Origin of the sequence: Cohnella endophytica (assembly GCF_003628305.1) — a bacterium.
In the GTDB taxonomy this organism is placed as follows: Bacteria; Bacillota; Bacilli; order Paenibacillales; family Paenibacillaceae; genus Cohnella; species Cohnella endophytica.
Map to the genome: position 1 here is coordinate 72640 of NZ_RBZM01000009.1, position 24855 is coordinate 97494.

At 54.0% G+C, this 24855-nt stretch carries 20 protein-coding genes; 7 read left to right on the forward strand and 13 right to left on the reverse strand.

Going from position 1 to position 24855, the window contains the following annotated elements:
• Window positions 1–172 precede the first annotated feature (172 nt).
• Window positions 173–1249, forward strand: coding sequence for a sulfate ABC transporter substrate-binding protein (locus D7Z26_RS20575; RefSeq protein WP_120978913.1), 1077 nt, complete (start codon window positions 173–175; stop codon window positions 1247–1249).
• A gap of 297 nt (window positions 1250–1546) precedes the next feature.
• Window positions 1547–3799: an AraC family transcriptional regulator gene (locus tag D7Z26_RS20580; protein ID WP_158602386.1), complete on the forward strand. Its 2253-nt coding sequence runs from the start codon at window positions 1547–1549 to the stop codon at window positions 3797–3799.
• Window positions 3800–3888: 89 nt separating this feature from the next.
• On the opposite strand, the gene D7Z26_RS20585 is transcribed toward D7Z26_RS20580, so the two are convergent.
• From D7Z26_RS20585 to D7Z26_RS20620, 8 genes are all read right to left on the reverse strand, one after another.
• Window positions 3889–5496, reverse strand: a complete 1608-nt coding sequence (locus tag D7Z26_RS20585) for an extracellular solute-binding protein (protein ID WP_407643540.1) — start codon at window positions 5494–5496, stop codon at window positions 3889–3891.
• Between the two features lie 72 nt (window positions 5497–5568).
• Window positions 5569–6462 (reverse strand): carbohydrate ABC transporter permease, encoded by an 894-nt coding sequence (locus tag D7Z26_RS20590; RefSeq protein WP_120978916.1) that lies wholly within the window; start codon window positions 6460–6462, stop codon window positions 5569–5571.
• Between the two features lie 12 nt (window positions 6463–6474).
• Window positions 6475–7446, reverse strand: coding sequence for an ABC transporter permease (locus tag D7Z26_RS20595; RefSeq protein WP_120978917.1), 972 nt, complete (start codon window positions 7444–7446; stop codon window positions 6475–6477).
• Between the two features lie 305 nt (window positions 7447–7751).
• Window positions 7752–7982 carry a hypothetical protein gene (locus tag D7Z26_RS20600; protein WP_120978918.1) on the reverse strand — a complete coding sequence of 77 codons (231 nt, stop codon included), beginning with the start codon at window positions 7980–7982 and terminating at the stop codon, window positions 7752–7754.
• A gap of 58 nt (window positions 7983–8040) precedes the next feature.
• Window positions 8041–8892 (reverse strand): inositol monophosphatase family protein, encoded by an 852-nt coding sequence (locus tag D7Z26_RS20605; RefSeq protein ID WP_120978919.1) that lies wholly within the window; start codon window positions 8890–8892, stop codon window positions 8041–8043.
• 193 nt (window positions 8893–9085) lie between these two features.
• Window positions 9086–9853, reverse strand: a complete 768-nt coding sequence (fabI, locus tag D7Z26_RS20610; protein ID WP_120978920.1) for an enoyl-ACP reductase FabI — start codon at window positions 9851–9853, stop codon at window positions 9086–9088.
• 151 nt (window positions 9854–10004) lie between these two features.
• Window positions 10005–11015, reverse strand: coding sequence for a UV DNA damage repair endonuclease UvsE (gene uvsE / locus D7Z26_RS20615; protein ID WP_120978921.1), 1011 nt, complete (start codon window positions 11013–11015; stop codon window positions 10005–10007).
• 38 nt (window positions 11016–11053) lie between these two features.
• Window positions 11054–11371 carry a hypothetical protein gene (locus D7Z26_RS20620; RefSeq protein WP_120978922.1) on the reverse strand — a complete coding sequence of 106 codons (318 nt, stop codon included), beginning with the start codon at window positions 11369–11371 and terminating at the stop codon, window positions 11054–11056.
• A 478-nt stretch (window positions 11372–11849) separates the two neighbouring features.
• On the opposite strand from D7Z26_RS20620, the gene D7Z26_RS20625 reads away from it, so the two are divergent.
• The gene (locus D7Z26_RS20625; RefSeq protein WP_120978923.1) at window positions 11850–12509 is read left to right on the forward strand and encodes a DNA-binding response regulator; all 660 of its coding nucleotides are present in this window, start codon (window positions 11850–11852) and stop codon (window positions 12507–12509) included.
• On the opposite strand, the gene D7Z26_RS20630 is transcribed toward D7Z26_RS20625, so the two are convergent.
• Genes D7Z26_RS20630 through D7Z26_RS20640 form a run of 3 tightly spaced genes read right to left on the reverse strand, consistent with a single transcriptional unit; the run spans window position 12482 to window position 15871 of the window.
• Window positions 12482–13483, reverse strand: a complete 1002-nt coding sequence (locus D7Z26_RS20630; RefSeq protein WP_120978924.1) for a hypothetical protein — start codon at window positions 13481–13483, stop codon at window positions 12482–12484. The genes D7Z26_RS20625 and D7Z26_RS20630 overlap by 28 nt on opposite strands.
• Window positions 13484–13507: 24 nt before the next feature.
• Window positions 13508–14677 carry a D-alanine--D-alanine ligase gene (locus D7Z26_RS20635; RefSeq protein ID WP_120978925.1) on the reverse strand — a complete coding sequence of 390 codons (1170 nt, stop codon included), beginning with the start codon at window positions 14675–14677 and terminating at the stop codon, window positions 13508–13510.
• Between the two features lie 30 nt (window positions 14678–14707).
• Window positions 14708–15871 (reverse strand): amidase domain-containing protein, encoded by a 1164-nt coding sequence (locus tag D7Z26_RS20640; RefSeq protein ID WP_233567086.1) that lies wholly within the window; start codon window positions 15869–15871, stop codon window positions 14708–14710.
• A 403-nt stretch (window positions 15872–16274) separates the two neighbouring features.
• Between D7Z26_RS20640 and acnA the strand changes: the two genes are divergently transcribed.
• Together acnA and D7Z26_RS20650 are read left to right on the forward strand one after the other, a co-directional pair.
• On the forward strand, window positions 16275–18989 hold the full coding sequence (acnA, locus tag D7Z26_RS20645) for an aconitate hydratase AcnA (RefSeq protein ID WP_407643541.1): 2715 nt from the start codon (window positions 16275–16277) through the stop codon (window positions 18987–18989).
• 147 nt (window positions 18990–19136) lie between these two features.
• A complete protein-coding gene (locus D7Z26_RS20650; RefSeq protein ID WP_120978927.1) occupies window positions 19137–20183 on the forward strand; it encodes a YlbL family protein in 1047 nt (348 codons plus the stop codon).
• Window positions 20184–20236: 53 nt separating this feature from the next.
• Here D7Z26_RS20650 and D7Z26_RS20655 read toward each other — a convergent pair whose 3' ends face one another.
• A complete protein-coding gene (locus tag D7Z26_RS20655; protein ID WP_120978928.1) occupies window positions 20237–20980 on the reverse strand; it encodes an IclR family transcriptional regulator in 744 nt (247 codons plus the stop codon).
• A 216-nt stretch (window positions 20981–21196) separates the two neighbouring features.
• Here D7Z26_RS20655 and D7Z26_RS20660 point away from each other — a divergent pair, with 216 nt between their 5' ends.
• Window positions 21197–22243 (forward strand): alpha/beta hydrolase, encoded by a 1047-nt coding sequence (locus D7Z26_RS20660; RefSeq protein WP_120978929.1) that lies wholly within the window; start codon window positions 21197–21199, stop codon window positions 22241–22243.
• 116 nt (window positions 22244–22359) lie between these two features.
• Window positions 22360–23601 (forward strand): Fe-Mn family superoxide dismutase, encoded by a 1242-nt coding sequence (locus D7Z26_RS20665; protein WP_120978930.1) that lies wholly within the window; start codon window positions 22360–22362, stop codon window positions 23599–23601.
• 75 nt (window positions 23602–23676) lie between these two features.
• Here the strand turns inward: D7Z26_RS20665 and D7Z26_RS20670 are convergent, their stop codons facing one another.
• Complete coding sequence (locus tag D7Z26_RS20670; RefSeq protein ID WP_120978931.1) at window positions 23677–24753, reverse strand: Gfo/Idh/MocA family protein; 1077 nt, start codon at window positions 24751–24753, stop codon at window positions 23677–23679.
• Between the last annotated feature and the right edge of the window lie 102 nt (window positions 24754–24855).

Here is a 24855-nt window from a genome sequence, read left to right on the forward strand (position 1 = left end):
GTCGGGCACGATGGCACGATCCATTTGAATAAACCCATCATATTCCAGACTATTCCTAGTTGTCAACTATGATTTAATCGTTGACAACGTGCCCGTTCGCTTGCTACAATCGCCTCGATATATCCAATAATTTCTATTGGAATAACCAACTTAATGAAATGGGGAACTTTCTATGCTTCGGCGCAACGGCACGCGCAACGGCGCTATTCTCATCCTAATGTTAACTCTTTTCTCGGCAACCCTCTCGGCCTGCTCGGGCGGGAACAAAAATACGGGTACCGAATCTGAATCTCCGGCCTCCGACTATACGAAATCCTTATCGCTGCTTAACGCGGTATCGGACGGCACGGCGGAATTATTCAAAGATATCGACGCAGGATTCATTAAAAACTGGAAGGACCGTACGGGCCAGACGATAGCGATCCAACAAGCCGCAGGCGGATCCTCCGCGCAAGAAGCGGCCATTATCGGAGGCCAGCTTAAGGCGGACGTCACGACGTTAGGCGTCGGAACCGACATCGATGCCATTCAAGCCAAAGGCCTCGTAAGCGAAGGCTGGCAGCAGCGTTACGACTACAATAGTTCCCCTTTCTCGACGGCGGTCGCCTTCGTCGTCCGTTCGGGGAATCCCAAATCGATAGCCGAATGGGAAGACGTCGTTAAACCGGAAGTCGCGATCGTCACCTCCGATCCTCGCTCTTATTCGGACGCGCGATGGTATTATGCCGCGCCATGGGCGTATTCGCTCGATAAACAACCCGACGATACCGAAGCCGCCAAAGCATTCGTCACGAGTTTCCATCGGCAAGTGACCGTGTTGGCCAAGGATGACGCGGATGCGGAGAAAGCCTTCGTCGAGCTAGGCAAAGGCGACGTATGGGTAACGACGGAAAGCAACGCCCTTCGTTTGGCCAACGGAGCGGGCAAAGGCAAAATCGATGTCGTAGTCCCTTCCGTCTCGCTGACCGTCGAACCCGTCGTATCGGTCGTGGACGCCAACGCGGATACGAACGGTACCCGCGAAGTCGCTAACGCTTACGCGGATTACTTGTTCACCGAGGAAGCGCAGACGTTCGCTGCGAAGCACTTCTTCCGCCCAAGATTCGCTTCCGTAACGGAACAATTCGCGGGTACGTTTGCCGACGTCTCCCTGCTGACGGTCGACGACAACTTATCCGGTTGGGAAGATTTGCAGAAGGCGCTATTCGCGGACGGCGGCTTGTTCGGACAGTTGCCGGAGAAATCCTAATTCGCATCGTACGACTAAGAGAGACGGCCATGCGCGCCAACGCGTGGCCGTCTCTTCTTGCTTCCCCACACTCTCCCGTTATCGAGATCCGTCGATTCCTCCGCACGAAAGCATGTTTGTTCACCATTATCAGCAAAGTTCACTGCGAAAACCACGGAATGTACATTCCCGTGCGAATCATTCATTGTCCGGGCATTTGAACGGAGGATATAATGATTTTACGTTCCGGCAATGAACGATTTTGTCTTTTTCAAGTTCATAGCTTAAGTTTGCCTTAAATAGAATAGGGGGATGAGAATGCCGATCAGCAAGCTTAGAAAAAACGGCCAACTCTACATCAAATTGCTAATGAGCATTACGATCTGTACCGTCTTTACGCTCATCCTATCCTCTTCGATTTACTATATCAGTTACTCGCGAACGCTCCAGAAACAAGTCTATCAGACCGACTTGGCCAATCTCCGGCAGACGAGCCGGGAAGTGGTCAGCATGACCGATATCGCGCAATCCCTTTCCTTCCAAATCTATCGCAACAGCTCGATCGCCAAGCTGCTCTTCTATAAAGATCCAAGCATCTTCGATATCCGGGCGGTCATGATGGATCTCGACGTGTATATTAGCTCAATGCCTTATATTCAATCGATTTACGTTTACAATCCGAACGCATCTACCTTCTACATTTCTTCCGCTCGCGGGCAAGGAGGAATCCTGACGGAAGACGAATTGGACGACCGAAGCATCATCGACGTATTGGATCATTTCGAGGACTATAATGCGTTTACTCCGATTGCGCGAAAATACAAGGTCACCCCGGACGATCCGACCGAGACCGGAATTTATACGTATTTGTGCTACGATGCGATCGGTCAGGACAGGAAAATCAACTCGGCCGTCATCATTAATCTTTCGTCTTCGTGGATCAATCGGGGGATGAGCAGCTCCAATAACGGTACCGGGAAATCGTTCATCCTGAACGACAAGGGCACCGTTCTGTCGGGCGAAGACTTGACCCCGCAGCCATGGGACTCCGGCCAGTTAAAGCAACTGAAATCGCGCGTGCAAGGAAACGACAACAACTATTTCATCGCGGACGTTGAAGGCAAGAAATCGCTCGTCACTTTTACCTCCCCGGACACGATGTCTTGGCAGTACGTTCGTATTACGCCATATAAGCAGCTCACCGGCAAAATCTCGGACGTGAGGCGGACGACGATTCAGATCGCGATCGGCATCTTGCTGATCGGTCTGTTCATTTCCTGGCTGTTATCGCGTTTTCTATACGTTCCGATCCGGCAGATCGTCACCCGGATGAACTCCCTAGAATCCGACAAAAGGGACAGCAGCTTCGCCATCCGACAGAATGCCTTGCGCAAGCTCATTCAGATGCATACGATTCATCCGGAATCGCAGCTAGAGAAGCTGTCCCGCCTCGGAATCGCCTTCGATTTCACGAAAGATTATCGTCTGGTCTATTTGAGAATCGACGATTTCGAGCAATTGAAGAAGCAATACGCCAATGATCTGACCGTGCTGAAATTCGCCGTCATGAACATCGCTACGGAGATCGCTTCCAAGCATTTTCGAATCGAAACCGTAGATTGCGACGACGATAGCGTGCTGTTGCTGCTGAACGAGCCGGATAACGGCGACGCTGGTTCATCGGAATCGCTCGTATTACTGCTGAAGCAAATTCAGAACGCATCCCTGGAATACGTGAAAATCGGCTTAACCATCGCCTACAGCTCCGTATCGAATAACGCGTACCAGTTGAATGCGCTGTTCAAGCAGACTAGAGAAGCCTCTCTGCACCGTTATTATTTTGGTCACGGCATCGTCATCGAAGCTTCCGAGATCGAAGCTTACCGGACCAAAGAGTACGTCTTCCCTTCCTCCAAGGAAAAACGGCTCGTAGACAGCCTAATGTCCGGCAAAACGGAAGAAGCCAAAGCGTTGTATCGGGAGATCGTCCAGGACACTTCGGAATACCGCATTCAAGTCGGGCGCTCCGCCATCGCCCACTTGGCGATTACCTTGACGAATATTTTGGCCGAAATTCAGAAGAACGCCTCGATTCAGATCGAATGCACGATCGGAACAGGTCTTCCGAACGCCGATTCCTACGAGACGCTCGAACAATTGATCGCCTATTACGACGACTTCTTCGACGAGACGAAGACGAAGCTCCAAGAAAAAAGAAGCGGCAAGCAAGAAGATCTCATTCGCAAGATCAACGACCTGATAGAACGTAACTACCACGATCCGAATCTTAGCCTGAACTGGATCGCCGACGAACTCGCGATGTCCACGTTCTACGTCAGCCGGGTGTACAGGCAACAGACGCTGTCCGCGATCGTGGACGTCATCAACGGAACTCGAATGGAGAAATCCAAGGCTTTGCTCCTGCAAACGGACCTATCGGTCGTGGAGATTACGGAACGAACGGGTTATACGAATAGCTCCTATTTCCACCGTATGTTCAAGAAAACGTTCGGCGTTACTCCCGCCGAATTCCGCAAGACGAACGCGAATCGCGCGGATATCGGTCTATAAGAAATCGAGCGAATGGTTCGAAATAAGAAAGCCGCCTCTTCCGTAGATAAATTCTACTGGAGAGGCGGCTTCCGTCTGTTTGATTACTTTTATTTAATGCCCGATTCCGTTAAATACTGCTGCCATTGCTTCGTATACTCGGCTTGAGCTTTCTCCAAGCCCGCTTGCTTGGCTTTCTCCATGAACGTCTTGAGACCGCCCTCCACGTCTTTGACCTGACCGGCGATAAGCGGGTACAAGTATTGCTTCTCTACCTGTTCTAGTGCGGCGCGTTCCGCTTGGTAAGACGTATAGTCCTCGGCGAAACCGGTGAAGATGTCCGGCTTGGCGATCTGATCCAATTGGTCGAAGATCGCTTTAACGCCGTCGAAGCTCTGATCGAACAGCATGTACTCCGGATTTCTCCAAGCCCAGCCGTTCATGGCTTCTCGTGGGAATCCGTTGGTGTTGGCGTCGCCTACCATCTTGTAATAACCGTTGTCGACCGTATAGTTCGTGCCTTCGACTCCGTATTGGGTCAGTTGGTTGTAGCGCTTGTCGGTAACCATTTTCTCGTAGAACGCAAGGGCGCGTTCCGGGTTCTTACTGCTCTTAGGAACGGCGAAGCCATTGTGGATCGGATGTACAGGCGTCGCGAATCCGCGAGCAAGCGGAAATGGATAGTACGCCAGATTCCAGTCCGGGTGCGTCGATTGCATTTGGTTCAGCGTGGCATTGAAACGATTCGGATTGTCTCCGAGCATTGCCGCCGCTTTGCCCGTCGTGAGTTTTTCTTGGTTCGTCGTTTTTTCGTTCAATTCGTTCTTAGAGATATACCCGTTGTCAGCCCACCTCTTGTAGGTCAACAGATCTTGAAGCTGCTCGTCGGAGCCCCAGTAGGAATACACATCGCCCGGCTTGTCGTACTTGATTCCGATACCGTAAGGAAGAGGAGCTCCTACCGGATTGTGCGAAATCTCGCGGAACGTATCCGACAAAGCGCCGCGGACGTCCGATCCGATCGCGAGAGGCTGGATCCCAGGTTCGTTCTTCTTGATGCCGTCCAAGTACGCTTCGAAAGTCGGAATATCTACCGGCTTCGGCAAATTATACTTCAGGCGGAGATCTTCGCGCCATACGAACCCGTTCGTTACGTATTCTTTGAACGTCGCCGGAACCGTGTAGATGTGACCGTCTACTTTGACCGCGTCCCACATGTCCTGCGGCACGAACTTCTGAAGCGTAGGCGCCGCCGCCGGCAAAATATCCTCGATCGGGAGGAATGCGCCCTTCTTCGCGTAGGATTGATATTGCGTCCAATCCGCCGTAAAGATCAAGTCGATCGCCTGGCCGGTAGACAGCAACAACTTATATTTCTGATCCCAGTCGGTCCATGTCGTGTAGTTAAACGTAACGGTGGCGTTCAAGTCCTCTTGGGCCATTTTATTGATTGCCGCTTCGATTTTCGATAAGTCCTTAGGCGCGTCGCCCAGCATATAAAATTGAAGATTAACGTGCTTGGACATATCCAGGCCGCTGGATCCGGACGGAGAAGCATTCGCGGATTCGGAGGAAGATGACGTCGGCGAAGCCGCCGGAGCGGACGACGAGGCTCCCGAATCGTTGTTCTTGCTCGAGCATGCGGCGAGGATGGAACCTACCAGTGCGATGGATAGGATGGCGCCGGACCACTTTTTCGTCTTTCTAAACATGTGAATCCTCCCTTTTGGATGTTCGACTCTTCTATGTTAGCCGATCCCGGGGCCCCGTGGATCGGTTCTAACCGTAATTTAGCCTTTGACGGCTCCGATCGTGAGGCCTTTGACGAAATAACGCTGCACGAACGGGTACAGGAATAAAATCGGTCCCGTTACGATGATCGCCATCGCCATTTTCGTGGATTCGGTCGGAATGTCTCCCGCCACGTTAACGCCGGAACCGGCTCCGAGCTTGGAGATGGAATCCGCCGCGTTAATCATGTTGTACAAGTAGAACTGCAATTGGAACAGCTTCGTGTCGTTAATGAACAACGACGTCGTAAACCAGTCGTTCCAATATTGCAGGGCAAGGAACAGCCCTACCGTCGCGATTCCGGGCATAGACAATTGAAGAACGATTCGGTAATAGATCAAGAAATCGTTGGCGCCGTCGATCTTCGCCGATTCGATCATCTCGTCCGGAACCGCGGAACGAATGAAGTTCTTCATCAGGATAATCAAGAAAGGCGTCATTAAGCCGGGGTAGATCAGGACGGTATACGTATCCATCAAACCGAGATATTTGGTCATTAAGATGTACCAAGGAACAAGACCGCCTCCGAACAACGTCGTGAAATAAATGACGAAGGAGAAAAAGTTCCGATACTTGAAATCTTTGCACTGCAGCACGTATCCCGCCATCGTCATCAGGAACAAACCGAGAAGCGTACCGACGACGGTGGAGAAAACCGTTATGCCGTAGGCGCGCATGACTTGCTCGGGAAACCGGAATACCGTCCGGTAGCCGGCCCAGGAGAACTCCTTGGGAATGAGGTGGTAGCCGTCCCGGATGATAGAGTCGTTATTCGTCAGCGAAGCCGAGAGTATAAGCAGGAACGGGAACAAACACGCGACGGAGCCAAGAATAAGGATGACGATGGCGACGTAACGGAATACGAGCGTCGACTGTTCTTCTTTTATTTTCATAGATACCTCATCTCAAAACAGGGCATATTCGGAATTGATTTTCCGAATAATCCAGTTCACGGTCATGATAAGAACGAATCCGAAGATCGATTGGTACACCCCGGCCGCCGTAGCCAGACCGACGTCGAAGGTCACCTTGAGCGAGCGGAAAACGTAAGTGTCGAGAATGTCCGTCGTATCGTAGAGAAGTCCGTTGTTGCCGATCATCTGGTAGAACAGCTCGAACTGCCCTTTCATAATGCTGCCGAGCGCGAATAACAGCAGGACGACGAACGTCGTTTTTAACATCGGGATCGTAATGTTCCATATGCGCTGGAAAATGTTCGCCCCATCGATCTTGGCCGCTTCGTAGTATTCGTCGCTGATCCCGGTGATAGCCGCCAAGTAGATGACCATGCTGTAGCCGAGGTGTTTCCACAAGTAGAAGATGATGATCAAGAAAATCCATGCTCCGGGTTTGCTGTAGATGTCTACCGGTTGCGCTCCCAAGCCCTTCAGAACCGTGTTTAGGAAGCCGCGCTCATAGTTGAACATGTTGTAAACGATGACGCTAAGTATGACGAACGAGATGAAATAAGGCAGGAATAAGACCGATTGCGTAATTTTCTTGAACCATTTGCCCTGGAGCTCGCTGACTAAGATCGCCAGGAAGATGGCTAGGACATTGCCGAGCAAGATGAAGGCGGCATTATAGCCTAGCGTGTTGAGGGTAAGCTGGACAAGCTTGCCCGACTTCCATAGAAATTCGAAGTTTTGCAGTCCGACGAACGGCGAATTGAACAAGCTGGAGTTGAAATCGAACTGAACGAACGCGTAGTAGATGCCGACCATCGGCGTATAGGAATTAATGAGGAAAAAAGCGATCGTCGGGAAAAGCATCAGGAATAAAATACGGTTCGTGACGAGCTCGTGCAGCAATCCCCTCTTTTTATTCGCGTTAATGGCGCTATTCGTCTTTATCGCGGTATTCGTCGTTACGGCCATGCGGCGACCTCCTTCTGTGTATGCCCCGCGTCTCGGCGACCGGGATACAATCAGCATATCGGAGGGTTGGGACGCTTCCTAGTGAACAATGAAGACAACCGTGAAGTATTGCGCTTTCGGGGATTGGAGGATGCTGACTTTCGTGAAAAGTGGAGGGTGAACAAAGGCTTAGTGGGTGTAGTATGTTGCTTTCGGGGGTGAGGCGTGGACAGCCAAAACGAGCTACTCTGCCCGAAACGCTGTTGAGCCGCAACCGAAAGGAATCAATGAAAAAGGCGGCTCCGAATTCGGAGCCGCCCTTGCCACTATTCGTCCTCTTTAATAGGCACTTTGTTATATCGGCCGTCGACTTCGTCCGCCATCGAACGATACAGCTTCGTTTCTTCGACGATCGGATCCTTCTTCGTCTGCACGCGGATTTCCCACTTCGGTAGCAATCGTTTGACGGCTTCTTCTTCGGATTGTTCGCTCGAACCGTCAGCGTTCTCCCCCGCCAAACTGCGAGCCAGCAGCTCTTCTGCTTCTTTACGCTCCAATGTCAACGCCTCCGTCACCTATAAAGTCAGTTTCTAGGATGGACGAATATTCGCGATCTCATGTACCCGAAGCCGCTTTGAGCTCCGCAACGAGCGCATCATGCACTAGTCCGTTACTGGCAACGACGTTGCGTACGCCCAAGTGATATGGCTCTCCGCCGATATCCGACATGCGGCCTCCCGCTTCTTCGACGAGTAACGAACCCGCCGCGATATCCCATGAGCTTAAGTTATACTCCCAGAATCCGCTTAACCGTCCCGCCGCCACGTAAGCCAAATGCAAAGCCGCCGAACCGGCGACTCGAAGGTTGCGAACCTGCGGAGCCAATGCTTGAATGCTCTTAAGGTTCGCTGGCAATGCAACGTGCTGATCGGCCGGGAATCCAGTTGCCAGCAAGCTTTGATTCAGCGCATTTTCCGGAGATGCCTTCATCTTGCGCCCGTGAACGTAAGCGCCCTTGCCCCTTTCCGCCACGAACAGCTCGTCCCGCGACGGATCGTACACGACGCCGACGATGACTTGTCCACGGTGAGCTAGCGCGATCGACACCGAGTAGAACGGGAATCCGTGCACGTAATTCGTAGTACCGTCCACGGGATCGACGATCCACAAATATTCAGCCTCGCTCTTCTCCTTCAAAGCTCTTGCCGAAGCTTCCGGACCGGGCTCCACGCCTTCTTCGCCTAAGAAAGAATGGGTCGGAAAGTGAGTCCCGATCAGATTTCGAATCATCCGCTCGGCACCCTTGTCCACTTCCGTAACGAGATCATGCATCGAATATTTCGTATCCAATTGAGTGATATTACCCAATTTGCTCTTAATCCATTCGCCGGCCTTGGCCGCGCAGTTAACGGCTACCGCCGTAAAGCTCTTGCCGCCGATTACGCTTTCCGGCTGGTTGGCTTCCATGGTCATCCCTCTAATCTTTGAAATCGGTTCCAACGACGTTGTCGTTATTCTCTTATTCTATACGAAAACGCAATCAAACGGTTGCGGCAAACGCACAAAAGACCGCCACTGGAGCAAAAAAGCCTTTTGCCCATCCTGCGGAAGGGGCAAAGGCTCACTCGCGTCAACGCTTACCATGCAACTTGATTGGTTATTAACCGACGATATTATACCCGTTGTCCACATGCAACACTTCGCCCGTAATTCCGCGCGCCCAAGGGCTCATGAGAAACATCGCCGTGTCGCCGACATCGGACGCTTCGGTGTTGCGGCGAAGAGGTGCTTTCTCTTCCACATGCTTCAATATCGTATTGAAGCCCGCGATGCCTTTGGCCGCCAGCGTTCGGATTGGACCGGCGGAAATCGCGTTCACGCGAATATCTTGCGGGCCTAGGTCGCTTGCCAAGTAGCGAACGGAAGCTTCCAGTGCAGCTTTGGCAACGCCCATGACGTTATAGTTCTGGAGCGTGCGTTCCGCGCCGAGATATGTCAGCGTGACGATGCTTCCGCCTTCCGTCATCAATGGATACAGCCTCTGCGCCACGGCCGTCAGCGAATACACGCTCACGTCGTGCGCCAGTGCGAATCCCGCACGCGAAGTATTCACGTACATTCCGTCCAATTCCTCCGCCTTGGCGAAAGCGATACAATGGGCTAATCCGTGCAGCGTGCCGACTTCTTCTTTCAATCGTACGGCTAACGCCTCGATATCCTCGTCCGAAGAAACGTTGCACTGCAAAGTTAAAGATCCCTCTATCGTATTAGCCAGCTTTTGCACGCGCTCCTCGACCCGTTCGTTCTCGTATGTAAACACGAGCCGCGCTCCTTGGGACGCAAGCGATTGCGCGATGGCCCATGCGATGCTGCGCTCGTTGGCAACGCCCATGACCACGATGTTCTTTCCTTCCAGCAATCCGTTCATTCCGTGGAAATCCCCCTCGTCACAAGTAAGGATGCCGTTAAGAGAAGTCGAATCCTAGAGGTTGGCAACACCCTTCCATGTCCAACGTAACTTATTTCCACAGCGATTGCAACAGCGAATTAAGCCAAGCTCCGCTTGCATGTACGCGTTTTCAGGACAGAACTTCCATGCTGCCTCCATCGATGATTCGGATCGGTTCTCCAGCCTCTTCCAACGCCCGGAAATCGTCCATAAGCTGCAGCAATGCCCCGTCTTTTCTCTTCGCCTCGATCATGACGTCGATTGCGGGAGTCGATCCGGCAATTTCCATTAGAAAACGAAAGAGCGGTTCGATCTCGACGTTGTCTGCGTGCCCCCGGGGATCGGATTCGCTCTTCGGACTAGACGCGTGGATCTTGGGCGGCAACAACAACGGAGTGTTCGCGTGTTGCACGTTCCAGGCAAAGTCGTTCCAAGTACGCAGAATTCTCGGCCATAGGTCGGCAGCCTTTTCGTTGCCGGGATTAACCGCATGATGATGGATGTCCAGAACCATCGGGGTGCCGACTGCTTCCGCGATTTCGAGCGTTTCCAAGGCGGTAAACGTTTTGTCATCGTTCTCCAACGTAATTCGGCTCGTAATTCTCGGTTCGATCGCGCGAAATTGTTCGATGAATCTGCGGCTGGATGTCGGCTTGTCCCCGTAACTGCCCCCCACGTGAATATTGTTCGTGGCGCGCCCGTCCAGTCCCATCGCTTCGAGCATTCTCACATGGTATTTAAGATCGTTAATCGATTTGCGCAGCACATCTTCCCGAGGGGTGCTTATTACCGTAAAATGATCCGGATGGAAAGAAACCCTCATGTTGTGATCGCGTGAGAACGCGCCGACTTCCGCGAACGAAGGGGCCAGGATGGGAAAAGGATCCCAATCGGCCAACTCCTCGTGGGTGGCGAGAGGAATCAATTTCGAAGTCATCCGGTATACATGCACGCCGAGGTAGCGATTGTGCTTCAGCAAACGCAGCGTATTATGTAAATTTTCCTCGGCGATTCGTTCGAGCCGTCTCAGCCCCGCCTCGCGGTCCTGCAGCTTGGAAAAGCTGGCCATCGTCATCGTCTTCGAGGGAGAAGCTTTCTCCAGTTCGACGGACATCGCTACGTATCCGAATCGTACGATCATGCTCGTTCCACCGCCCACGGTTTTGTGTTCCTACGGGTTTAGGATTGCTCCCCGAAGAACATTTCATGTGCGAGCGAAGTCTGGACCCTTGCTTCCTCTTCCGTTAAGCGCCGAACGAGCTCCATCTCCACCTGCGTCACTTCTTCGCCTTGGAAGTTGATCTCGGCAATGGACGCGACGATCCGAACGATCGCGACCGCTTGATTGTCCGGAGCATACGCGATTACTTTCTGTCCCGTCGGGAATACCCGGAACTGTTTTTTGACCATTTTCCCCCGACCGTACTCGAGTAGCTCGTACAATTCTTGCTCCGACTTGAATTTGCAGACCGAATTGAACTCCGTTTGAAAGCCCATGCGATTCCACCTTCCCTTTCCTGCCGCTGGCGCAGCTTATAAGTTTCATTATAACCTTCCGACCGGAGCTACGGAAAGACGACCTAATCCACACCCCTTGCCTCTTCCATCCCTTATCTTATCCACGCGCTCAACCCGCCGTAAGACTGTCCACACTCCGAATGCAATTCCGATCGTTATCCACATGGTGATAAGTTCGAAAATGTGCTTAAACGGGCATTTGTTCACATTTGGCTGTGGGTTGACGCTTGTTTTTGGGGACTACCTTCATTCGATCCGACTCGGTGACGGGATGGGTTGCCTCCGAACTTTTTCGATGTTGGGGATAAAGGAAATCCATAATCGAATATGCACAATTAATGACATTTCCATCCATATGATGTACAATCACAGCATATCGCGAGTGAAGCACACCGCCACTTATCCCCCTTTCGGGGATCGGGGCGGTTATTTTTTTGTAGGAGGTTGTTGATAACCGATGAGCCAGTTTGAGTTAGCCTACCGCGTATGGCTGGACAAGCATATTGCCGAAAGCCGCGGCGAGCGCCGTCGCAGAATTAAAGAGCGCCACGGATTCGGAGAAAAAAGTTTGCTTGAGCACGCTTGGTGGCCCGTTATCGGAAACTTGGACGACATATGCCCGGAATACGAATTCGTCGATTCCGAAGGTAACCACGTCTTTATGGACTTCGCCTACATCCGACTCCCCAAACCGACCTGCCTCGAATCCGACAGCTTCGGTACGCATGCCCGGGATGCCGATCGATGGACGTTCTCTCGAGGGCTCGACCGCCAGAACGAAATCGCCCTAGCAGGCTGGAACGTGCTGCGATTCTCGATCGACAAACTAAAAGAAAACCCCGAAGCCTGCCGCAAGCACCTTCGGACGATGTTAACGAATTGGTATGGAAGCGACGAAGCGCATGTTCTCGAGCTTAATTTGTATCAACGGGAAATCTTGCGGTTGGCTACTCGTTCGTCCGAGCCGGTTACCGTAGATACCGTTCGTCAGGTTCTTGGACGTAGCGATAGATTCGCTCGCGAACAACTCCATCAGATGGTTGAAAACCGGATACTTGAGCCAGCGAGCGGACATCAACGGATTCGAAGTTACCGACTTAGACGGGACGCGAGATAGCGGAACCCTGTTCCGCTATTGAGGCCGTCCCTGCCCTTGGGCGCGAAATCCATGCCCTTGGACGCGAAATAGCGGAACCCTGTTCCGCTATTGAGGCTGTCCGTGCCCTTGGACGCGAGATAGCGGAACCCTGTTCCGCTATTGGGGCCGTTCGTGCCCTTGGGCGCGAGATAGCGGAACCCTGTTCCGCTATTGAGGCCGTCCCTGCCCTTGGGCGCGAAATAGCGGAACCCTGTTCCGCTATTGGGGCCGTCCATGCCCTTGGACGCGAGATAGCGGAACCCTGTTCCGCTATTGGGGCTGTCCGTGCCCTCGGACGCGAAATAGCGGAAACCTGTTCCGCTATTGGGGCCGTTCGTTCCCTTGGACGCGAAATAGCGGAACTCTGTTCCGCTATTGGGGCTGTCCGTGCCCTTGGACGCGAAATAGCGGAACCCTGTTCCGCTATTGGGGCCGTTCGTTCCCTTGGGGGCGAGATAGCGGAACCCTTTTCCGCTATTGGGGCTGTCCGTGCCCTTGGACGCGAGATAGCGGAACCCTGTTCCGCTATTGGGGCCGTTCGTGCCCTTGGGCGCGAGATAGCGGAACCCTGTTCCGCTATTAGGGCCGTTCGTGCCCTTGGACGCGAGATAGCGGAACCCTTTTCCGCTATTGGGGCCGTTCGTGCCCTTGGGCGCGAGATAGCGGAACCCTGTTCCGCTATTGGGGCCGTTCGTGCCCTTGAGCGCGAAATAGCGGAACCCTGTTCCGCTATTGGGGCTGTCCGTGCCCTTGGACGCGAAATAGCGGAACCCTGTTCCGCTATTGGGGCCGTTCGTGCCCTTGGACGCGAAATAGCGGAACCCTGTTCCGCTATTGGGGCTGTCCGTGCCCTTGGTCGCGAAATAGCGGAACCCTGTTCCGCTATTGGGGCTGTCCGTGCCCTTGGACGCGAAATAGCGGAAACCTGTTCCGCTATTCCTCAGGCTACCCACGCCTCAAACATTCTGCAAGTGAAGTTACTCTCCCCCGCCGTAGTCGATCGATTGGCGTTCCGCGTGGCGCTCGATGGCAAGTTGGATCAAGGTGTCCAGCAACTCGCGGTAAGAGACGCCGGATTCCTTCCACATGAGCGGGTACATGCTGTACGGGGTGAAACCCGGCAACGTGTTCACCTCGTTGATGAACAGCGCTCCGTCGCTGCGGCGCATGAAGAAGTCCGCGCGGCATAAGCCGGATCCGTCGATCGCGAGGAAGGCCTGCAACGCCATCGCGCGTACGGATTCCGCCGTTTCCGCCGGAATTTCCGCCGGAATGACCATCACCGACTTACCGTCGGTATACTTCGCTTTATAGTCGTAGAATTCATTCGAGCTGCATACTTCCCCCGGCACCGAAGCGCGCGGGTCGTCGTTCCCGAGCACGCTGACCTCGATCTCGCGGGCATCGACGAACTCTTCGACAATGACCTTGCGGTCGTACCGCAGAGCTTCCTCTATGGCCGTCACCAACTCTTCGCGGTTGCGCGCCTTCGACACGCCTACGCTGGATCCAAGGTTAGCCGGCTTCACGAAGCTCGGATACCCGAGCTCTTCCACGCTCCGCAAGCAAGCCTCGCGGTCCTTATTCCATTGATAACGAACGAAATGCCGGTAGCCCACTTGCGGCAATCCCGCTTGCGCGAACATCGTTTTCATCGCGACCTTGTCCATTCCGACGGAGGATGCGAGCACGCCCGCTCCCACGTACGGTAGTCCGGCCATCTCGAATAACCCTTGTATCGTTCCGTCTTCCCCGAAGGTTCCGTGAAGAAGCGGCAACATGACATCGATAGCTTTGCCGTCGTTCGCAGGCTCGCCGTCGGTTAGCACGTTCTCCGACATCCCTTGGAGAACAGGCAAAAGTGCGTTGCTGACTAGCCCCGCATCTGCGCCGGCATCGCCAACCGCTCCCGTATCGTCCCCTGCCCCTGCTCCACCTTGAGAGAATTGCAGTTCCGCAACCGCCGCGGGCGGCGCGCTAAGCAATGGCCCGGATCTCCATTGACCCTTGGGCGTAATATAGAAAGGAATAAGTTCATATCGTTCGTAATCAAACGCCTTCAACACGGCCAGCGCCGTCTGCAACGAGACTTGATGCTCGCCAGAGCGGCCGCCGTACACGAGTCCGACGCGTATTTTGTTCCCCATATTGTCGTTTACCTCCGGCTTAATCGACATTCAAAACTCATCGGCGATATGGTAAAAGTGGTACCGGGTTTTCTCCGTCCAAGCGTACGAATCCTTGTAGTCCCAATACCGATGTCGGCTGCTTACCGTATTCGCATTCACGAGCGGCATGCCTTCCGGGGTAATTGCGGTAACGATCACGTTATGTCCGACGCGGCCGTTGCCATCCCAATCATAACAAATGACGTCGCCCAGCTTTAACGCTTCAGGCCCGGAAACGGCATGCGCCCGAAGCCCTAACGCGCGTGGATTGCCCAAATAATGTTGCAAACTATTCGCGACCGCCCAACTGAAGCTCCAATTTTCATTGTTGCCGGAATAACCTTTATACCACCAGCCCGATGGCCTTCTCCCAGTATAATTCATAGGCGCTCCGCCTGCAAAGAGACACTGGGACACGTAGTTCGTGCAATTGACCTCGAATTTCTCGTAGCCCGGGTTCGGTTCGTTCCACCATCTCTCGGCGTATGCGACCGTTTCTTCCCGAAAATAAGGAATACCCCTGCGCGTGATTCCCTGCCCGTAACCTGCTCCGTAACCCGCTCCGTAACCGCCTCCGTAGCCGTTTAAGCCATATCCGCCTTCACCGCTAATGTCCCCGTAATTCGAATAGCGATCGTTCGCCGAACCTCCCGAATACACTTTGGACTTAAACCCGTATAAGGCTTGCGGGTTAATATACGGCATGGAGGGTACGGCCGTCTTTTTTTCTCCGTCCCATGGATCATGCACTTCATCCTCATCGAACGGATAAGCGTCCGCTGATCTCTCGATGCCCAGCGGCTTCACCGTATCCAGAAGCCAGCCTTTCCCGTATCGCACGAATCGAAGCCGCTCGCGTTCTACCCTCTCCTCCATCCACGGTTGCTTGCGTTGCTCCATGGAACGCACGAGATGAATGGACACGTCGGCGACGACTTCTCCCTTGCTCTCGTTAAATTTCTCGATGCGCGCGCGCATCTCGCTGCGGATGGACCTCATCGTTCCCTTCGCTTCCCGCTGCGCCGTCAATTGAAGCCGCCGGGCAAGCCGGTCGCGGTGTTCCCTGTCGGTAATATCGCGCAGCTTGCGGGCATCCGTATTCAAGGCCGCTTCATTAATAATGCTGACGTATTCGTACAAAGCTTGCTTCCAATCCGATTCCTCGCTTGGCACCAAGCATCCCTCCTCCATGCGACTTCGCAGACGGCGCCGGATCGCGCCATTTCATTTTATGATCGCAAATCTCATTCCATGCTCTCCCATACCGGGGATATGCTCAACGAAGAGTAATGGAATAAGTCACGAGGCGAATGAAACCTCGGTCGCTTGCGGCATGCTAACGGAATGAGTTTTGCGGATTTCCCCTTTGAAATGGACCGATATCCCCTCTAAACGTCTTTACGGCGCCTCGACAAGGGAGTATACTTAAGCCAAAGAGTATTTTTGAAATCGCGTTTCACTCAGTGAAACTCATTCTCAATGAGAAGGATTCATAGGTATCGGTTTCCAGTTACCTTTCATTCGCAATCATCGAGGCCGACAGTCAAAAATACGGCAGATTCAAATCTAGGAGGTCATACACTTGTCCAAATTGCCTTATCAAGTCGCGCAGGACCTGCAGTCTTCCGGCCAAACGTATCGCTACTACCGTCTTCAAGCTCTAGAAGAGCAAGGCCTGGGTCCCGTATCCAAGCTCCCGTTCTCCATTAAAGTGTTGCTCGAAGCGGCCATTCGCCAATTCGACGGACGCGGAATTACGGAAGAGCACGTCAAGCAACTCGCGACATGGACGCAAGGTCGCGAAGACAAAGAAATTCCGTTCATCCCGGCTCGTATCGTGCTTCAAGACTTTACCGGCGTTCCGGTCGTCGTCGACTTGGCCGCCATGCGCGAAACCGTAAAACAAGCGGGCGGAGATCCGAAACAGATCAATCCTCTCGTACCCGTCGATCTCGTTATCGACCACTCCGTCATGGTCGACGCTTTCGGCACGCCGGACGCGTTGCAGTACAACATGGACGTCGAATTCGAACGCAACGAAGAGCGCTATCGTTTCCTTCGTTGGGCGCAAACGGCATTCAACAACTTCCGTGCCGTTCCTCCGGCTACGGGTATCGTTCACCAAGTCAACTTGGAGTACCTCGCATCGGTTGCCGCCACCAAAACGAAAGACGGCGTAACCGAAGTGTATCCGGATTCCCTCGTCGGAACCGATTCGCATACGACGATGATCAATGGTCTCGGCGTAGTCGGATGGGGCGTCGGCGGTATCGAAGCCGAAGCCGGAATGCTAGGACAGCCGCTTTACTTCGTAATGCCTGAAGTCGTCGGCTTCAAACTGAGCGGCAAACTGGCGGAAGGCGCGACGGCAACTGACCTTGCGCTTACCGTAACGCAAATCCTTCGCAAAAAAGGCGTCGTCGGCAAATTCGTCGAATTTTTCGGCTCCGGTCTTTCCAATATCAGCCTAGCCGACCGCGCTACGGTCGCGAACATGGCTCCTGAATACGGCGCTACGGTCGGTTTCTTCCCGGTCGATAGCGAAACGTTGAACTACCTGAGACTTACGGGCCGCGAAGAAAGCCAAATCGACCTCGTCGAAGCTTACTACAAAGCGCAAGACATGTTCCGTACGGACGAAACTCCGGATCCGGTCTTCACCGAAGTCATCGAGCTCGATTTGTCCACGATCGTTCCAAGCTTGGCGGGTCCTAAGCGTCCTCAAGACCGCGTTGAATTGACGGCAATGAAACAATCGTTCAACGAAAGCATCCGCACGCCGATCGAAAAAGGCGGCTTCGGCTTGTCCGACGCGCAAATCGATCAATCGGTCGAAGTGAAGCATCCGAACGGCCAGCAAACTCGTCTCGGTACGGGCGCTGTCGTCATCGCGGCGATCACGAGCTGTACGAACACTTCCAACCCGAGCGTTATGATCGGTGCGGGCCTCGTCGCTAAGAAAGCCGTAGAACGCGGCCTGAAAAAGCCGGCTTACGTGAAGAGCTCCCTGACTCCGGGATCCCTCGTCGTAACCGACTACCTGAACAACGCGGGATTGCTACCTTACCTCGAGAAGCTCGGCTTCTATGTCGCCGGTTACGGCTGCGCGACTTGTATCGGTAACTCCGGTCCGTTGCCGGACGAAGTCAGCGCCGCGATCGCCGATAACGATCTTGCCGTTGCCGCCGTTCTGTCCGGTAACCGTAACTTCGAAGGCCGCGTACATGCCCAAGTCAAAGCGAACTACTTGGCTTCGCCGCCGCTCGTCGTCGCTTACGCGCTTGCCGGAACGGTCAACATCGACCTGACGAGCGAGCCGATCGGATACGATGCCGACAACAAACCGGTATACCTGAAAGACATCTGGCCGACGAACGAGGAGATTCAACAAGCGGTTGCCGCTTCCCTGTCTCCGGATATGTTCCGTGCCAAATACAAAAACGTGTTCACCCAAAACGAACAATGGAACAAAATTCCAGTTCCGGAAGGCGAGCTGTACGAGTGGGACGACAAATCGACCTACATCGCGAATCCGCCGTTCTTCAAGGATCTGGCGCCGCAACCGGGCGATATTTCCGATATCAAGAACGCTCGCGTAATGGCTCTGTTGGGCGATTCCGTAACGACCGACCACATCTCTCCTGCCGGTAACATCAAAGCCGATAGCCCAGCGGGTAAATATTTGATGGAGCACGGCGTGAAAAAAGAAGACTTCAACTCGTACGGTTCCCGTCGCGGACACCACGAAGTCATGATGAGAGGAACGTTCGCGAACATCCGTATCCGGAACCAAGTGGCTCCAGGCACGGAAGGCGGCGTAACGACTTACCTCCCTACCGACGAAGTCATGTCCATCTACGACGCTTCGATGAAATACCAAGATAGCGGCACGAACCTGATCGTTATCGCCGGCAAAGAATACGGCACGGGCAGCTCCCGCGACTGGGCGGCCAAAGGTACTTTCTTGCTTGGCGTCAAAGCCGTAATCGCGGAAAGCTTCGAGCGGATTCACCGTTCCAACCTCGTAGGCATGGGCGTGCTTCCGTTGCAATTCCCGACCGGCCAAGGCTGGAAAACGCTCGGCATCACGGGTCGCGAAACGTTCGAGATCACCGGCTTGTCCAACGACGTTACGCCAGGACAGACGGTTACCGTTACTGCGAAACGCGAAGACGGCACGACGTTCGAATTCTCGGCGATCGCTCGCCTCGACTCGATGGTCGACGTCGACTACTACCGCAACAGCGGTATTCTGCAGACGGTGCTTCGCCAGATGATCGCCGCTCAATAATCGGCTACTAATGGCTCTTAAGCCCTCATCTCCGGATGAGGGCTTTTTGCTATTTTGCGCGACGGTTTTGTTTCCGGGCAACTGCATAAGCTATAATAAAGCTACGAAATTATCGCGATACATACGCATAACTGGAGGTTTGCCCGGATGGCCGTAATGAAAAAATCTTGGATGCGCCGACACTGGCTGACCCTCCTCTCCGGAGTTCTCGTCGTTCTCTTCGTAGCCGCTTACTTGAAACCGTGGCCTTACATGCTTTACGGACCCGGTTCGGCCGAACCCGTTCATCCCAGGGTAGAAACCGGCCATAAGCTCGAAGAGAAAGGCCAATTGCTCTTCACGACCGTCTCCACCTATTCGAATCCGAATATTTTCTCCATCATCTATGCCCGGATCAGCAAACGCATGGACGTGAAGCCCGAAAGCGAGGCCACGGGCGGCGCTACGAACATGGAGGCTTATCGCAACCTGCTCGCTTGGATGCGCGACAGTTCGGAAGCAAACGCGCTTCTCGCGGCCTATACGGCCATGAAGAAGCCGATCGACGTTCAGGAACAAGGCGTCATCGTCTATGCCTTGCTCCCCGAGTCCAAAGCCCGCGAAGGCGGTCTGCAAGAAGGCGATATCATTAACGCGGTGGATGGCACGGCGGCGAAGACGGTTACGGAGCTATCCGGATTTCTCCAAAATAAAAAAGCCGGAGACAAAGTTACCGTATCGGGGACGAGAGGCGAGAAGACGTTCAAAGCAACGGTCGAGTTGATCAAGATGCCTTCCGGCGACCGAATCGGAATCGGCTTCCAGAACGAAACCGTGCTGAAGGTCACGGCGCCCGATCCGGTCAAATTCGACTTCGCCGATACGGGCGGTCCTTCCGCGGGTCTCATGATGACGCTCGAAATCATCGCCCAACTGAACGGAGAGGATTTGACGAGAGGCTATAACATCGCCGGCACGGGTACGATCAGCGCGGACGGCACCGTCGGGCTCATCGGCGGCATCAACTACAAGCTGATGGCCGCGGACCGGGAGAAAGCGGATTACTTCCTCGTTCCCTACAACGCGAAGAACTCGTCCAATTGGGATCTTGCCCAGAAGACGGTTAAGGATCTTAAGCTTAAGCCCAAGCTCGTCAAAGTATCCACGCTCCAGGAAGCGCTCGACTTCCTTCGCAAGCTGGATCCGAAAGCCTAAAGTCAAAGGGAGCTTCCGATTACGGAAGCTCCCTTTTTGTGCCTTATTACCGTTTATCCCAACAGCGCGCCCATGCGATGCGCGGATTCGATAATCGCGGGCGCGTATTCGTGCATCCGATCGGGCGTCAGCCGATTGGACGGGCCGGATACCGCCAGCGCGGCGACTAGCTTGCCGGACCGGTTGAAGATGGGAGCCGCCACCGCTGCCGCTCCGGGTTCCCTCTCCTCGAAGCTCGTCGCGTAGCCCGTCGACACGATCTCGTCGAGCTGTTTGGCGAAAGTTTGAAGGTCTAATTGAGCCGGCCAGGACGGATCCGCAAGAACGGTTTCCCTGTCGCCGTCGTTCGCGAATGCGAGCAGCACCTTGCTGGAAGCGCCGACCGACAGCGGTAACCGAGCGCCGACCGTGGCGACTCTCCGAATGGCTTGCATGCTTTGCACGGCCTGTATTCTAACGCGTTCCGAACGATCCCTCACGTATAGGCTGATCGTCTCGCTAATCTCATCCCTAAGCTTCTCCATCTCCGGAAGAAGAACGACGGAAGGATCATCCGAACGGAAAAGATGCGCGGACAGCTCAAGCACGCTTAATCCCAGCCGATATTTGTCGGTCGCCGCATCGCGGGTCACGAATCCCTTATCTTCCAAAGTCGCCAATAAGCGATGCACGGTACTTTTGTGCAAGCCGACGCGGCCCGCGATTTCCGTTAGTCCCCACTCGTGTCTGGAAGCAAAACAAAGGAGTACGTCCAGTGCTCGCTCGACCGCTCTTACCGTTCGTTTTTCCTCTTCCATCGTCGTCTGCCTCCCTATTTAAAATGTTTCACCCTATGAAACGCTGTTACACACAGTATAACGCAATCCCTTCTATTCGTAAATATTGGAAGCGCTTTATTACAATTTCGTTACACGGGATTTACAAGTCGCTCCGGCTCATTGACGCTCTAGGTCTATCGATCTACGATGAATCTACAACTCACGTAGCTTCTACCAAAAGCGAGGCGATTCCCCATGACGACGATGACGACGCCACTTCCGCTAGCGGGCTCCGGCAATGCGATGCCGGCTCCCGTCCTGCCTTCTTCGCGCAGGGGAATTCGCAGGCTCCTACGAACCGCCCTCCAACTCTTCTATACTCTCATTGCGCTTTCGTCGATTATATTCGTCGCATTGCACGCTTACCTAGCATGGACGCTGTCCCATCCTCCCGTCGCGACTTTCGGTTCGAATCCGATGCTTGCCAAAAGTTTGCCCTATTCGGACGTTACTTTCCCCAGCGCGGACAATAAGACGCAAGTAGACGGCTGGTGGATTCCCTCGACCGCGAGCCGCAGCACGGTCGTCCTGAGCCACGGTTACGGAGCGAACCGGGAAGAGCTCTGGGTTCCGATGTACGATTTGGCCGAGCGGCTTCATAACGAGAACTACAACGTCCTCATGTTCGACTACGGTTTCGCCAGTACTAAGCATTCCACCCCGGCGACCGGAGGCATCATTGAATCCCAGCAACTGATCGGAGCGATTCAATATGCACGCGGTCAAGGCAGCGACGAATTGATCGTTTGGGGTTTCTCGATGGGTGCGGGAACCGCTCTTCAAGCAGCGCTGCTCGGAGTGCCCGTCGACGCGATGATCCTTGACAGCACGTTTATTCCCGATTCCGATACGATATACGGCAATATTCTCAATTGGGTCCATATTCCCAAGTATCCTTCCTTAACGCTAGTCGAATTATTTTTCCCGCTCATGAGCGGGGTTCGCCTTGAACAAATCCCGTCAACCCGGATTCAAGATACGGCTTATGACTTCCCTTTATTGCTCATTCACGGTACGGCCGACGACAAAGCGCCGACTTCGATATCCGAGCATATCGCCAAATCCCAGAAAAATGCCTTGTCTCAGCTATGGGTCGTACCCGGAGCCATCCACGAGATGATCTACCGCACGCATACCGCCGAGTATGTGCAGCGTACGGATTCCTTCCTGAAACAAGTGCATGCGGGAGCGTTGGCCAAAGCCCATTCCTCGGATACCGCTCAAGCGTCTAACAGCGCTTAACGATAAGCGAGTTTCACGTTGCCCTTTCCGTCATCCCGTCATGATTCCGCCTCCTCGGGCATACGCTAAGTACGAGGGTTACTTCGTCTGAAGCGATATCGGGGAGGTTTTTCGTCATGCGCTCGGTTCAAGGAAATATTGCGCCCGCTCGTTTGTTGGAGGAAATCGCATTGTGGAAAACGCAAGAGCAAGAACACGCGACCGTCATTCGGTCGGTCATCCCTGAACTCGAGCCGGAATACGGGCAATGGCTGTCGGCATGGGAGAGCGTCTTCTCGCATACGAGGCAAGTCGCGCAGAACATGCAAGGAGCCATCGAAGGGGAACCAGCCCTCGCCCAATCGCCGGAATATGCGGCATGGTTGCCTCAACTGCTCGATGAATCCCTCTATCAATCGAGGGAATTCGGCAGGCAATTGCAATTGTTACCCGAGCGTAGTCTAGCGATTCGGCAACTGCAGGATAAGTCCTTGGCATTGGCTTCCCTGAACCGACAGTCCGAGTTCAGCAACGGCGTGATGGCGCAGCTCGAACAATCCGGAGCGATTCAATGGTCCGCGCCAAGGAATTCGGAAGATGAATATCCCGAGGGCTTCGGCGGTCCGGAGCCTGCCGACGACAGTCTGAACACCCGGCCGAACCACGATACGCCTCTCGAGGAGAGACCGAACGTCACCTGGTCGACGCCTTTGGACGGATTCGGCCAGGGCATGGACCCTGCGGTCGGCAATCCCGTCCCGATCGGAGGCCATACGCTCCCCCCGCTCCCCTACGCTTACAAAGCATTAGAGCCCTACATCGACGAGAAAACGATGAGGATCCATCACGATATCCATCATAAGAGCTATGTCGACGGATTGAACAAAGCCGAGCTTAAGCTCGACGAGGCCCGCAAGACCGGCGATTTCGATTTGGTAAAGCATTGGGAAAGGGAACTTGCTTTTAACGGCGCAGGACACTATCTGCATACGTTATTCTGGGACGTTATGTCGCCACGAGGCGGAGGCAAACCCAAAGGAGCGCTCCTGGACGAGATTACGCGCAGCTTCGGAAGCTACGACGCGTTCAAGAAACAGTTTTCGGAAGCCGCGGGTAAAGTGGAAGGCGGGGGTTGGGCCATTCTCGTCTGGAGCCCTCGCAGTCATCGGCTTGAAATTCTAACCGCGGAGAAGCATCAGAATTTGTCTCAATGGGATGTTGTCCCCCTTCTGCCTCTCGACGTATGGGAGCACGCTTATTATCTGAAGCATCAGAACGATCGCCCCGCCTATGTCAAAGATTGGTGGAACGTCGTCAATTGGCCTTATGTCGAGGATCGGTTCGCCAAAGCAAGGACGTTGCAATGGATCCCTTTCTAGAAAACGCCAAAAGCCCCTTACCGACCTTTGTTAAGGCCGGTAAGGGGCTTATTTCGTTCACCTGCAACTTAGTCCTTACAGGCTCCAGTCCAGCTTCACTTCGCCGCCCTTGCGGGACGACTCGTAGATCGCATCGATGATCAAGTTGCTGCGCAAGCCCGTTTCCGCGGACGTCCATGGGGTCGCGCCCGTGCGAACGCAGTCGAGGAAATGGCGGCTAAGGCGTACGCGCGCGCCTTCGTCTTCCGCGGGCGACGTGAACGGCACTTCGATCGGTTGGTCGAAACGTTCGGTCAAGTACTTGCCTTCGTTGCCGCGCAGAACCGCGCCGCCATCGGAGCCCATCAAGTGCAGGAACGGCGCGCTGTCGGTGTCCATATGAACCGCCCAGCTTACTTCAAGCGTCAGCGACGTACCGTCTTCCATCTTGATGATCGCCGTAGCCAAATCCTCGACATCGTAGATGCCGTTCCAGTCCGGCTTGCCCCAGTCGCCGATCCCTTTTTTCTTCGGACCGAATTCCGCATAAGTCGAACCGTATACCGATACCGGCTTCGGCTCGCCCATGAGGAAGAACGCCAGATCCAGCATATGAACGCCGATATCGATCAGCGGTCCCCCGCCCGATTGTCCGTGCTGCGTGAACCACGTGCCCCATCCCGGAATGCCTTTACGGCGATACCAACCGGTTTTCGCGGTGTAGATGCGTCCGAGCTCACCGCGATCGATCTGTTCCTTCACTTGCAGGGAGAGCGGCTCCCAACGCATTTGGTGGGCGACCATGACCGTTTTGCCGGAGCGCTTCTGCGCGCGCACAATTTCTTTGGCCGCTTCGGAATCGAGACCCATAGGCTTCTCGACCAGCACATGCTTGCCATGTTCTAAAGCAAGAATCGTCAGCGGAGCGTGCGCCGAGTTCGGCACGGCTACGATGACCGCGTCCACGTCATCCCGGCGAATGAGTTCTTCCGGGGACGGACTTACGACGGGAATGCCGTATTGCGCTGCTCTCTGCTCGGCTAACGGAAGGAACGTATCCGTTACCGCGACGAATTCGCATTCGTCTTTGAGCTTGCCGAATTGTTGGAGATGTACGTTTCCGATGTTGCCTGCACCGATGAGACCGATGCGAATTTTGTTCGAGCTTGTCATAAGCCGGATTCCTCCAATGATGATGAGAATCGATACGATAGCGAATACTCTCATCTTAAATCATTAGACGATCCGCTTATCATCATCAATTTGGCTTACTTC